Raw genomic sequence first — 12,257 nt, 5'->3', positions numbered from 1 at the left:
GCGCATAAACGTGCCGCACGTCACAAAATCGTGGTGATTTGGCTCACCCGAACAGCACGCCGGTAAGGGCGTGCCATTGCCGTCGACACGCCGCGATGACCTGCATCGACGCCACAAGGCGCCACCGTGATCTAACCGTGATCTGTCCGCGACATGTTCTCCTCTCGATTATGACTTTGTGCGGCTCGATTTGTACGTTCCTCACGGCTCAGAAAACGAGCAAATAATTTAAAACCACGAACCTGCGTGTGAGTGGGGTTGCGGGCGGGCGGATCGCCTTCCGCGGCCGCCGGGCGTGAAGCCCGGTGGGGTGATGTTTTCGCTCCCCTCTGTCGTGCCCGACCGAGACGGCGCGACCCAAACCTCTGCCTGACGGCATCTGCGTCCGCGCGTGCGGGCGTTGTTGGCGCGCGCTTGGCGAAAGGAAAGAAGTGAAGAACATCCGCACTACGTTCGGGCTGGCCACCATCGCGGGCGCGCTCGCCCTGGCACCGATGGCGTTGGCGACCGGTACCGCGAATGCGGACAGCGGTGTGAACTGGGACGCCGTTGCGGCCTGCGAGTCCGGCGGCAACTGGGCCATCAACACCGGTAACGGCTACTACGGCGGCCTGCAGTTCTCCATGGGCACCTGGCGTGCCAACGGCGGCAGCGGCTCCCCGCACCACGCCAGCCGTGAGGAGCAGATCCGGGTTGCGAATAACGTGCTGAAGTCGCAGGGCATCGGTGCCTGGCCCTCCTGCGGTGGAGGCGGCTAATTCACGCGCTACGCATAACTAGAGACGATGCCGGGTCCCGTTCGGGGCCCGGCATCGTTCTATTCACTCCAGTCACAAACATCACTTTTATCACTCCTACCACTTCTCTAACAAGAAGCGCTATTTCCACAATTGGCCCTTTTTACTCATTTGCCCCATCGCTACCTGGTGCCTATCCCGTCTCGATAACGTGCAAATACCTCCCTTGTAACGCCTGACACTTCCAACCCGAAAGTCCCTTTAGTTGCAGGGTCGGGGAAGGACCAACGTGATGAAGAAACGCCACTCGTTCATCCAGACGGCGAAAAAGACCGCTTGGCTCCTCGCGATTGCCGCGGCGCTGTCGTTCGTGTCGTTGACCATCTCGACGGCCAGTGCCAACGCCGACAGCGTGGACTGGGATGCCATTGCCCAGTGCGAATCCGGCGGCAACTGGTCGACGAATACCGGAAACGGCTTCTACGGCGGGCTGCAGTTCAAACCGTCGACCTGGGCCTCCAACGGCGGCCGCGGGCATCCGTCGTCGGCCTCCCGGGCAGAGCAGATTCGCGTCGCCGAGAACGTGCTTCGAACTCAGGGACTCAAGGCGTGGCCGAAGTGCGGCACGGCTGCAGGGGGTCCCGCCATCTGGAACGCGTCGAGCCCGATGAGGGGGTGTGGTGCCATGCGCGGCGGCCCCATCCTCGGAATCGTCGATCTGCAGAAGGTCTGCTCGACGTTCCTGGGCCCGTTCGGCCTAGGCTGACGCCGCTGTGGGCGCCGTGAACGCCGACCGCGATGCCACCGTGGCCAGATGGCGGGTGAGCACCGCCTCCGGCACCAGCGCCGTGGCACGGCCGACAATGGCGCTCAAGGCAGCGGGGCGCAGGTTCAACACCTGGCCGATGCGTGTCGATTCGCGCACCAACGACCGCACCCGCGGCCCACGGAAGTCCGCGAACCGCGCGAACGCCCTCGCCGGATCGCTGTTCTGATCAACGAAACTCGCCAGGATCGCGGCGTCCTCCAGCCCCTGGCAACCACCCTGGCCGAGATGCGGACGCATGGGGTGGGCGGCGTCGCCGACCAGAACGATCGGACCCTTCGACCAGACCCGCGCCTGGTCGCGGTCGTACAAGTCGTTACGCAGCACGGCGTTCGGGTCGGTCGCGGCGAGGAGTTGGGGTAGCGGCTCGGCCCACGAGCCGAATTCGGACTTCAGGTACGCCAGTTCGCCGTGGGGCGCGCTGCCCCCTTCGGGTGTGCGTTCGGTCGCGAACCAGTAGGTGTGATCGGGGCCGAGCGGCACGTGCCCGCATTCACGCCCTGGCCCCAACGTCTCCCCGGCAAGGGCAGGATCCATCGTCGCATCGGCGATCCCGCGCCACGCGGTATACCCGACGTACCGGTTGTTCAGCGGGCCGTTGAGGTGACGGGCGACCATTGAGTGGGTCCCGTCGGCGCCGACGACTGCGGCCGCGTGCACCGTCGTCGAATCCGACAGCGTGACGTGTACGCCGTCGGACACCGTCTCGATGTCCTCGGCCGCCACTCCTGTGTGTAGGGTGCCGCACTTCAGTGCGCCGGCGAGCACGTCGTTCAGCACAGAGCGGCGGACGACCACCAGCGGCTCACCGAGAGCCTTGATGATGCGCTCGTGCGACGGCCTGCGCAGCCAGGTGCCGTCGCGCCAGCGCAGTGCGCCCGCGGTGATTCGGCCGCCGGAATCGCGGACCGCGTCACCAAGGCCGATGTGGTCGAGGGCGGCGAGCGCGTTGGGCCAGATGCTGATGCCCGCGCCGGTCGTGGTGTCGGAGCGGCTATCGATGACCATGACGTCGTGGCCGCGGCGTTGCAGCGCGACGGCGGTCGCCAGACCCGCGACGCCGGCGCCGACGACGAGGAACTGCTGGGGTGCCACTCGTCGAACGTAGCGCCTCGGCCTACAGGTCGAACACCAACAGCGTGCTGGTGGCGGTGGCCACGACGGTCCCACCGGCATCGGTGACGACGCCCTCGGCGAAGCCGACGCGCGACCCCGCCTTCACCACGGTTCCGGTCGCGGTGAGCACCCCGCTGGCGAGCCGGATCGCCTTGAGGTAGTTGACCTTGATTTCCACCGAGGTATAGCCCTTGCCCGGAGGCAGCGTGCTGTGGATCGCGCAACCGGTCACCGAGTCCAGCAGTGTGCAGACCAGACCACCGTGGATCGCGCCGATCGGGTTGTACGCCGACTCATCGGGCTCACACGTGAAGACCACTCGGCCGGGATCGGCAGAGACGATCCCGAAGCGCAGCAGGCCGGCGATCGGCGGCTGCGGCAACTCGCCGTCGGCCATCGCCCGCAGGTAGTCCACTCCGGCCATCGTGAGACCCTTTGCGGTGCTCGGGCCCGGCTCATGCCAGGTGACCGTGCGAGACCGTTGTGGACCCCAGTCCTCGCGGTCGGTCGCCTCGGCCAGCTCTGCGGTCATCGTGATCCCTTCACTTTCAGACCGCTCATCGGTCGGTACCGGCGTTGTCGGTCGGGGTCGTCGGTGGCGACCGCGTAGCGCGTGCCCCACTCGAGAAGCGCGTCCAGAACTCCGATGAGCGCGTCACCGGATTCGGTGAGCCGGTACTCGTAGCGCACCGGCCCTTCGTGGTAGGGCGTGCGTGCGACGACGCCCGCGCTCTCGAGGGCTTTCAACCTGGCCGCGATGCGGTCCCGCGGCGCGCCAGTCCCGGCGACGATGTCGCCGAAGCGGTTCGCGCCGAGCGCGATCTCGCGGATGACGAGCAGTGCCCATCGCTCGCCGACGAGCTCGAGCGCAGCGGCAATCGGACATGGCCTGCCGGGCAGCTGGGCCAGCGGTTGGGCGGTCATGCCCGCCAGTCTGCCAGCAGTCAGTTTGAAAATCAAACTTAGTCCCGCTGTGCTACGAACGTCGCATGACCGAAACCCCGTTCGGCGATCTCGACGACTACTTTGCGCTGCCCCGGGTCGCAGGGCTGGCGGCGGCGGCAGACGGCTCCCGGGTGGTGACGACGATCAGCGAGCTCAACGAGAAGGGCACTGACTACGTCACCGCGGTGTGGGAACTCGACCCGCACGGCCGCGAGGGCGCCCGGCGGCTGACAAGGGGCGCCAAGGGCGAGTCGGCGCCGGCCTTCACCGCGAGCGGCGACCTGCTGTTCGTGGCGGTGCGCCCCACCGAAGACGACGACAAGCCGCCGGCGGCGTTGTGGAATCTTCCTGCGGCAGGCGGTGAGGCCGTCGAGGTCCTGGCACCGGCCGGCGGCGTGGAAGCCGTCAAGACAGCACGCGGCGCGCAGTGCGCGGTGGTCCGCGTACCGCTCTTACCGTCCGCCGAGACCGTCGACGACGACCGTCGGCTGCGGGACCTGCGCAAGGACAACAAGGTCACCGCGATCCTGCACACCGGCTATCCCGTCCGGCATTGGGACAAGGACCTCGGCCCCGGCGCCCCGCATCTGCTTGCGCTCGATCTCGGTGACGGGTCCGCGCCGACCGACCTCACGCCGCGGCCGGCAGCAGCACTGCGCGACGCCGACTTCGACGTCAGCCACGACGGCAGCTTCGTGGTCACGGCGTGGCAGCGGCCTGCGCCCGACGCGTCGCAGCGTTCGGTGCTCGTGCGCATCGACGTCGCCTCCGGCGACAGCACCGTCATCGTCGACGAGTTCGGCGCCGATCTCTTCGGCCCGGCCATCGCACCGGACGGATCGGCGGTGGCGTTCATCCGCGAGTCGTACTCCACGCCGGAGCGCGCGCCGCGAATATCGTTGAGCTGTTTGGGTTTCGGCGATGAAGTAACGGACCTCGCCGTGGATTGGGATCGCTGGCCTGCGTCGGTCACGTGGTCGCATGACGGCGACGAGCTCTTCATCACCGCAGACGACGGCGGTCGCTGCCCGGTGTTCCGGATTCGCCTGGCCGACGGTTCGGTGGAACAACTGACAACAGACGACTTCGCCTACACCGATGTGACGGCCGCTCCCTGCGGTGTCGTCTACGCGCTGCGTAGTTCCTACGCGGCGCCGCCGCATCCGGTCCGCATCGACGCCGACGGCACTGTCACCGTTCTGCCGTGCGTGGCACCGCCGGCGTTGCCCGGGTCGCTCACCGAGGTGACGGCGACGGCAGCCGACGGGAATCCCGTGCGGTCCTGGTTGGTGCTGCCCGAAAGCGAGACACCTGCGCCACTTCTGCTCTGGGTCCACGGCGGACCGCTGGCCAGCTGGAACTCCTGGCATTGGCGGTGGAACCCGTGGCTGATGGCGGCGCGGGGCTACGCCGTGCTGCTGCCCGACCCGGCGCTGTCGACCGGCTACGGGCAGGACTTCATCCAGCGCGGCTGGGGCAACTGGGGAGTGGCGCCGTACGAGGACCTGATGGCCGCCACCGACGCCGCGTGTGCGCACCCGCGCGTGGACGCCTCGCGCACCGGTGTGATGGGCGGTTCCTTCGGCGGGTACATGGCGAACTGGATCGCGGGCCACACCGACCGCTTCGCCGCGATCGTCACCCACGCCAGCCTGTGGGCGCTCGACCAGTTCAACTCGACGACCGACGCCGCCTACTACTGGGTGCGGGAGATGACGAAAGACATGGCGACCGCCAACTCACCGCACAACTTCGTCTCCGATATCCGGACCCCGATGCTCGTCATCCACGGCGACAAGGACTATCGCGTGCCGATCGGCGAGGCGCTGCGCCTGTGGTACGAGTTGCGCACCGAGTCGGGACTGCCCGCGGCCGACGACGGCACCAGCCCCCACCGCTTTCTCTGCTTCCCGTCGGAGAACCACTGGGTGCTCTCCCCGCAGAATGCCAAGGTCTGGTACCAGGTGGTCGACGCGTTCCTCGCCCGGCACATGCTCGGTGAGGACCGCGAACTGCCCGAGACGCTCGGGTAGCGTCGGAAGCCATGACCACTGCTCGTGAGTTCGACATCGTCCTGTACGGCGCGACCGGGTTCGCGGGGACGCTGACCGCCGAATACCTGGCCAAGGCGGGCGGCGACGCACGAATCGCGCTCGCGGGGCGTTCCCACGACAAGCTTCTCGCCGTCCGGGAGAGGCTGGGGGAGCGCGCACAGTCCTGGCCGCTGATCATCGCCGACGCGTCCCAGCCGTCGACTCTGAACGCGATGGCCGCACAGACCCAGGTGGTAGTGACGACAGTCGGTCCCTACGCCAAGCACGGACTGCCGCTCGTCGCGGCGTGCGCTGCGGCGGGAACCGACTACGCCGATCTCACCGGCGAGACGAACTTCATCCGCGAGAGTATCGACCTGTATCACAAGCAGGCGATGGACAGCGGCGCGAGAATTGTGCATTCGTGCGGATTCGATTCCGTCCCTTCGGATCTCACAGTCTTCGCGCTGTACAGACGAGCAGAGCAGGACAAGGCGGGTCAGCTCGGCGACACCAACCTGGTGGTGCGTTCGTTCAAGGCCGGGATATCCGGTGGCACGGCGGCCTCGATGGTCGAGGTGATGCGTGCATCCTCCGGCGATGCCGAACTCCGCCGAATCATGAACGATCCGTACACGCTGACTCCGGACCGCGCGGCCGAACCGGAGCTCGGCGGGCAGGCGGACATGCGCTGGCGACGCGGTGGCGATATCGCACCGGAGCTCGACGGGTACTGGGTCGGGCCGTTCGTGATGGCCGTCGTAAACACCCGAATCGTCAGGCGTAGCAACGCTTTACTCGACTATGCGTACGGCCGAAGGCTCGAGTACGGCGAACAGATGACAGTGGGTAAGTCGTTGGTGGCGCCGGTCACCGCGGCACTCGCTGCGGGCGGTAATGCGGCCACGATCGCGTTCGGCACCCGGTTCCTCGACAAGGTGCCTGAGAAGCTCATCGAACGGGTCCTGCCCAAACCGGGCACCGGGCCGAGCGAACGTACGCGCGAAAGTGGTCACTACACCGTCGAGACGTACACCACGACCACAACGGGGGCGCGCTACCGGACCACCATGTCGCAGAAGGGCGACCCGGGTTACAAGGCTACGTCGGTGCTGTTGGGTGAAAGCGGTTTGGCACTGGCACTCGACCGCGACCGGCTGTCCGATCTGCGTGGCGTATTGACGCCCGCGGCGGCGATGGGCGACGCGCTGCTGGCCCGATTGCCCGCTGCCGGTGTGTCTTTGGTGACGTCCCTGCTGGATTGATCGGCAGCGCGCAGAACGCCTGTCAACCAAGATCATGTGGACTAGTGTCGTGATCGAGATGCGGTAACCAGCAATGAAGGTGGAACACGACAATGGCAGGTCTCGACGAGCTTTTCGCGCAGATCCCCGTACAGGACATCGCGAACAAAATCGGTGCGGACCAGGATGAGGTGAACAACGCGATCAAGACCTTGGTTCCCGCACTCGTCGGCGGGCTGGCCCAGAACGTCCAGTCCGACGACATCGACTCGAGCAGGCTCGAATCAGCTGTGCAGCAACAGGGCGCCAGCGGCCTCCTCGACGGCGGCGTCAACGTCGAGCAGGTCGACGAGAACGAAGGCGACAACCTCGTCGCGCACCTCTTCGGCGGCAACGACAGCAACGCCGTCGCCTCGGCGCTCGCAGGCCAGGGAGCAGGCAGCGGAGACCTGATCAAGAAGCTTCTTCCGATCCTCGCGCCGATCGTGCTGGCCTACATCGGCAAGCAGCTCAACAAGGGCGGCCGTGGCTCGGCCCCGGCGCAGCAGCCGCAGGCACAGACCAGTAGCGGCGGTGGCCTCGGCGACATCCTTGGCAGCATCCTCGCCGGTGCAGGTGCAGGTGCAGGTGCAGGTGCAGGTGGCGGTGCAGGTGCAGGCGGTGGCGGCGACAACCCGCTGGGCAGCATCCTCGGCAGCGTGATCGGCGGCCAACAGGGCGGCGCGATCGGCGACATCCTCGGCGGCCTGCTCGGGGGTAAGAAGTAGGGCGCCGGCCGAGCCGGCTCAAACCCTGAGGTCGGGGCGGGCGAACCGCACTCCATAGAATGGCGCGGTGACCGCAAGCCCCAAGCCGACAACCGACACCCTCCCCAAGTCGTGGGATCCGGGTGAGGTGGAAAGCGAGCTGTATCAGGGCTGGGTCGACGCCGGCTATTTCACGGCGGACCCCGGCAGCGCGAAGCCGCCGTATTCCATTGTGCTGCCTCCGCCGAACGTCACCGGCAGCCTGCACATGGGGCATGCCCTCGACCACACGCTGATGGACGCGCTCACGCGGCGGCGCCGGATGCAGGGTTACGAGGTGCTGTGGCTGCCGGGCATGGATCACGCGGGCATCGCCACCCAGTCGGTGGTGGAGAAGCAGCTGGCCGTCGACGGCAAGACGAAAGAGGATTTCGGCCGCGAGCTGTTCATCGACAAGGTGTGGGACTGGAAGCACGACTCGGGCGGGACGATCGGCGCTCAGATGCGGCGCCTCGGCGACGGCGTCGACTGGAGCCGGGACCGCTTCACGATGGACGAGGGCCTGTCCCGTGCGGTACGCACCATCTTCAAACGGCTCTTCGACGCCGGGCTGATCTACCAGGCCGAACGCCTGGTGAACTGGTCGCCGGTGCTGGAGACCGCAATCTCCGACCTCGAGGTCTCGTACTCCGACGTCGAGGGCGAGCTGGTGTCGTTCCGATACGGGTCGCTCGATGACTCAGAGCCGCACATCGTGGTCGCGACAACACGTGTCGAGACGATGCTCGGTGACACCGCGATCGCAGTGCATCCCGACGACGAGCGGTACCGCCACCTTGTCGGCACGACGTTGCCGCACCCGTTCGTCGACCGCCAGATGATCATCGTCGCCGACGAGCACGTCGATCCTGAATTCGGCACCGGGGCAGTGAAAGTCACGCCCGCACATGACCCGAACGACTTCGAGATCGGTCTCCGGCACCAATTGCCGATGCCGACGATGATGGACGCCAAGGGCCGCGTCGCCGACACCGAAACCCGGTTCGACGGCATGGACCGCTTCGACGCGCGCGTCGCGGTGCGCGAAGCGCTGGCCGCAGAGGGCCGGGTCGTCGAGGAGAAGCGCCCGTATGTGCACAGCGTCGGACATTCCGAGCGCAGCGGAGAACCCATCGAGCCGCGGCTGTCGCTGCAGTGGTGGGTCAAGGTCGAGTCGCTGGCCAAGGCCGCGGGTGACGCGGTGCGCAACGGGCACACCGTGATTCACCCGCCGAGCCTGGAACCGCGCTGGTTCGGCTGGGTGGACAACATGCACGACTGGTGCATCTCGCGCCAGCTGTGGTGGGGTCACCGCATCCCGATCTGGCACGGGCCGACCGGCGAAACCGTCTGCGTCGGGCCCGACGAAACCCCGCCGGAGGGCTGGGAACAGGACCCCGACGTGCTGGACACCTGGTTCTCCTCGGCGCTGTGGCCGTTCTCCACGCTGGGGTGGCCGGACCACACGCCGGAACTCGCCAAGTTCTATCCGACCTCTGTGCTGGTGACCGGCTACGACATCCTGTTCTTCTGGGTGGCCAGGATGATGATGTTCGGCCAGTTCGTCGCCGACGATCCCGCGATCACGGTCGACGGCAAGCGCGGACCTCAGGTGCCGTTCGAGAATGTCTTCCTGCACGGCCTGATTCGTGACGAGTTCGGCCGCAAGATGAGCAAGTCCCGGGGTAACGGCATCGACCCGCTGGACTGGGTGGAGATGTTCGGCGCCGATGCGCTTCGCTTCACGCTGGCCCGCGGCGCCAGTCCGGGCGGCGACCTGTCCATCGGCGAGGACCACGCCCGTGCGTCGCGCAACTTCGCCACGAAGCTGTTCAATGCGACCCGCTTCGCGCTGATGAACGGGGCAAGTCCCGCCCCGCTACCCGGCTCACAAGACCTCACCGATGCCGACCGCTGGATTCTCGGCCGGGCGGAAGAGGTTCGCGCCGAAGTGGATTCGGCGTTCGACAGATACGAGTTCAGCCGTGCCTGCGAAGCGCTCTACCACTTCGCCTGGGACGAGTTCTGCGACTGGTACCTCGAGCTCGCGAAGGTGCAGTTGGCCAGCCGGGACGAAAGGATCGTCACACACACGACTGCTGTGCTGGCGTCGGTTCTCGACACGCTGCTCAAGCTCCTGCACCCGGTGATGCCTTTTGTGACCGAGACGCTGTGGAAGGCGCTCACCGGTGGCGAGTCACTCGTGATCGCGGACTGGCCGAATCCCTCGGGCTTCGCCGCGGATCAGGTTGCGGCGCAACGGATCGCCGATATGCAGAAGCTGGTCACCGAGGTGCGGCGGTTCCGCAGCGACCAAGGTCTGGCCGACCGGCAGAAGGTTCCCGCGCGGCTCGGCGACATCGCCGCCGCCGATCTCGACTCGCAAGTGCCTGCCGTGGCGTCGTTGGCGTGGCTGACCCCCGCCTCCGACGGGTTCGCGCCGACTGCCTCGGTTGAGGTGCGGCTGACGCGCGGCACCGTCGTGGTGGAGCTCGACACGTCGGGCACCGTCGACGTGACTGCCGAGCGGCGTCGGCTGCAGAAGGACCTGGCCGCAGCGGAGAAGGAGCTCAAGGGCACCAGCGCCAAGCTGGACAATGACGCTTTCCTCGCCAAAGCGCCCGCCGACGTCGTCGACAAGATCCGGGACCGGCAGGCCCTCGCCAGGGACGAGGTCGACCGGATCACGACGAGGCTGGCATCCCTGCAATGACATCGGAGCCGCCTGGTGGGCGACAGGAGACAGTCCCAACGCCGGACGAAATCGCCTCGCTACTGCAGGTCGAGCATCTTCTCGACCAGCGGTGGCCCGAGACCAAGCTGGAACCGAGCACGGCGAGGATCTCCGCCTTGATGGAGCTCCTCGGCTCGCCGCAGCGGGGCTACCCGTCGATCCACATCGCTGGCACCAACGGCAAGACGTCGGTGGCGCGCATCGTGGATGCGCTTCTGACGGCTTTGCACCGGCGCACTGGCCGGACCACCAGCCCGCACCTGCAGTCGGCGGTGGAGCGCATCGCGATCGACAACAAGCCGATCACGCCGGCGCAGTACGTCGCCGTGTACGAAGAGATCGAACCGTTCGTCGAGTTGGTCGACAAGCAGTCGGAAGCGGCGGGTGGCCCGGCCATGAGCAAGTTCGAGGTGGTGACCGCGATGGCGTTCGCCGCCTTCGCCGACGCGCCGATCGACGTGGCCGTCGTCGAGGTCGGCATGGGTGGCCGCTGGGACGCCACCAACGTCGTCGACGCCCCGGTCGCGGTGATCACCCCCATCGGTGTGGACCACACCGAGTACCTGGGCACTGAGATCGCTGACATCGCAAAGGAAAAGGCGGGGATCATCACCCGGCAGAAGGACGACCTCGTGCCGGTCGGCACCGTTGCGGTGATCGGCAGGCAGGTGCCCGAGGCGATGGAGGTGGTGCTCGCCGAAACCGTGCTGGCCGACGCCGCGGTCGCCCGTGAGGATTCCGAGTTCGCCGTGCTCGGCCGTCAGGTGGCTATCGGCGGGCAGATGCTCGAGCTGCAGGGTCTCGGCGGCGTGTACTCCGAGATATTCCTGCCACTTCACGGTGAGCATCAGGCCCACAACGCCGTCATCGCGCTGGCCGCCGTCGAGGCGTTCTTCGGTGCGGGAGCTGACCGTCAACTCGATATCGACGCCGTGCGCGCCGGATTCGCCTCGGTTGTCAGTCCGGGTCGGCTGGAACGGATGCGCAGCGCGCCAACGGTTTTCATCGATGCTGCCCATAATCCCGCCGGGGCGGCGGCGTTGGCGGGGACGCTCGCCGAGGAATTCGACTTCCGCATGCTTGTCGGCATCGTGGCGGTGATGGCCGACAAAGACGTCGACGGAATCCTCGCCGCGCTGGAACCAGTACTCGATCAGATCGTCGTCACCACCAACGGATCGCCGCGCGCGCTCGAGGTCGAGAGCCTGGCGATGCGGGCCGAGGAGCGCTTCGGCCCTGACCGGGTGATCGCGGCAACAGGCCTGCCCGACGCCATCGAGACCGCGACAGCACTTGCCGAAGATGCCGGGCACGACGGCGAGGGCTTCTCCGGCAGCGGCATCGTCATCACCGGTTCAGTTGTCACCGCGGGCATGGCGCGCACGCTGTTCGGGCGGGACCCGCAATGAGCGAGCAGCCCGAGACGCCTGCCGCGCCGGATCCGTGGAAGAGCTTCCGCGGCGTGATGGCGGGCACGCTGATCCTCGAAGCCATCGTGGTCCTGCTCGCGCTGCCCGTCGTCTCGGTGCTCGATGGCGGGCTCACCGCCGTCACCGGCACCTATCTGATCGGTCTGGCCGTCGTGCTGATCCTGCTGGCCGGACTGCAGGGGCGCCCATGGGCGATCTGGGTGAATCTGGGCATCCAGCTTGTGCTGATCGCGGGCTGGGTCGTCTCCAGTGCCCTCGGCTTCATCGGGCTGGCGTTCGCCGGAGTCTGGCTGCTCATCCTGTACCTACGCAGCGAAGTCAAGCGTCGGGAAGAGCGCGGCCTGCTGCCTGGGCAACACCCCCCGCCCGACTAATTGCGGCGAACGAAAACTGGGGTAGCGAACTAC

At 67.1% G+C, this 12,257-nt stretch carries 10 protein-coding genes and 1 pseudogene; 8 read left to right on the top strand and 3 right to left on the bottom strand.

Annotated elements, in window-relative coordinates; all coding sequences use genetic code 11:
* Nucleotides 1-530: 530 nt before the first annotated feature.
* Both C6A82_RS17350 and C6A82_RS17345 read left to right on the top strand, forming a co-directional pair.
* A pseudogene (locus C6A82_RS17350) lies at nt 531-758 on the top strand (transglycosylase family protein); the annotation flags it as partial.
* 271 nt (nt 759-1,029) lie between these two features.
* Nucleotides 1,030-1,503, top strand: a complete 474-nt coding sequence (locus tag C6A82_RS17345) for a transglycosylase family protein (RefSeq protein ID WP_105349244.1) — start codon at nt 1,030-1,032, stop codon at nt 1,501-1,503.
* Here the strand turns inward: C6A82_RS17345 and C6A82_RS17340 are convergent.
* The 3 genes from C6A82_RS17340 to C6A82_RS17330 are packed head-to-tail and all read right to left on the bottom strand — an operon-like array spanning nt 1,495 to nt 3,603.
* On the bottom strand, nt 1,495-2,658 hold the full coding sequence (locus tag C6A82_RS17340) for an FAD-dependent oxidoreductase (protein WP_233217183.1): 1,164 nt from the start codon (nt 2,656-2,658) through the stop codon (nt 1,495-1,497). The two genes, C6A82_RS17345 and C6A82_RS17340, sit on opposite strands and share 9 nt — an antisense overlap.
* A 22-nt stretch (nt 2,659-2,680) precedes the next feature.
* Nucleotides 2,681-3,211 carry a PaaI family thioesterase gene (locus C6A82_RS17335; RefSeq protein WP_105349242.1) on the bottom strand — a complete coding sequence of 177 codons (531 nt, stop codon included), beginning with the start codon at nt 3,209-3,211 and terminating at the stop codon, nt 2,681-2,683.
* A complete protein-coding gene (locus C6A82_RS17330; protein WP_105349241.1) occupies nt 3,208-3,603 on the bottom strand; it encodes a helix-turn-helix domain-containing protein in 396 nt (131 codons plus the stop codon). Before C6A82_RS17330 ends, C6A82_RS17335 begins: the two co-directional genes overlap by 4 nt.
* A 65-nt stretch (nt 3,604-3,668) precedes the next feature.
* Here C6A82_RS17330 and C6A82_RS17325 point away from each other — a divergent pair, with 65 nt between their 5' ends.
* From C6A82_RS17325 to C6A82_RS17300, 6 genes are all read left to right on the top strand, one after another.
* Nucleotides 3,669-5,657 carry a S9 family peptidase gene (locus C6A82_RS17325; RefSeq protein ID WP_105349240.1) on the top strand — a complete coding sequence of 663 codons (1,989 nt, stop codon included), beginning with the start codon at nt 3,669-3,671 and terminating at the stop codon, nt 5,655-5,657.
* 11 nt (nt 5,658-5,668) lie between these two features.
* Nucleotides 5,669-6,922 (top strand): trans-acting enoyl reductase family protein, encoded by a 1,254-nt coding sequence (locus C6A82_RS17320; RefSeq protein ID WP_105349239.1) that lies wholly within the window; start codon nt 5,669-5,671, stop codon nt 6,920-6,922.
* A gap of 92 nt (nt 6,923-7,014) precedes the next feature.
* On the top strand, nt 7,015-7,668 hold the full coding sequence (locus C6A82_RS17315) for a DUF937 domain-containing protein (RefSeq protein ID WP_105349238.1): 654 nt from the start codon (nt 7,015-7,017) through the stop codon (nt 7,666-7,668).
* Nucleotides 7,669-7,735: 67 nt separating this feature from the next.
* Nucleotides 7,736-10,399, top strand: a complete 2,664-nt coding sequence (locus tag C6A82_RS17310) for a valine--tRNA ligase (RefSeq protein ID WP_105349237.1) — start codon at nt 7,736-7,738, stop codon at nt 10,397-10,399.
* Nucleotides 10,396-11,829, top strand: coding sequence for a folylpolyglutamate synthase/dihydrofolate synthase family protein (locus C6A82_RS17305; protein ID WP_105349236.1), 1,434 nt, complete (start codon nt 10,396-10,398; stop codon nt 11,827-11,829). Before C6A82_RS17310 ends, C6A82_RS17305 begins: the two co-directional genes overlap by 4 nt.
* On the top strand, nt 11,826-12,224 hold the full coding sequence (locus C6A82_RS17300) for a DUF4233 domain-containing protein (RefSeq protein ID WP_105349235.1): 399 nt from the start codon (nt 11,826-11,828) through the stop codon (nt 12,222-12,224). The genes C6A82_RS17305 and C6A82_RS17300 overlap by 4 nt, the downstream gene beginning before the upstream one ends.
* Nucleotides 12,225-12,257: the final 33 nt, after the last annotated feature.

The organism is Mycobacterium sp. ITM-2016-00318, assembly GCF_002968285.2.
Taxonomy (GTDB): Bacteria; Actinomycetota; Actinomycetes; order Mycobacteriales; family Mycobacteriaceae; genus Mycobacterium.
Note: the sequence above shows the minus strand (reverse complement) of the source record. Positions and strands in the feature narration are given on the sequence as shown.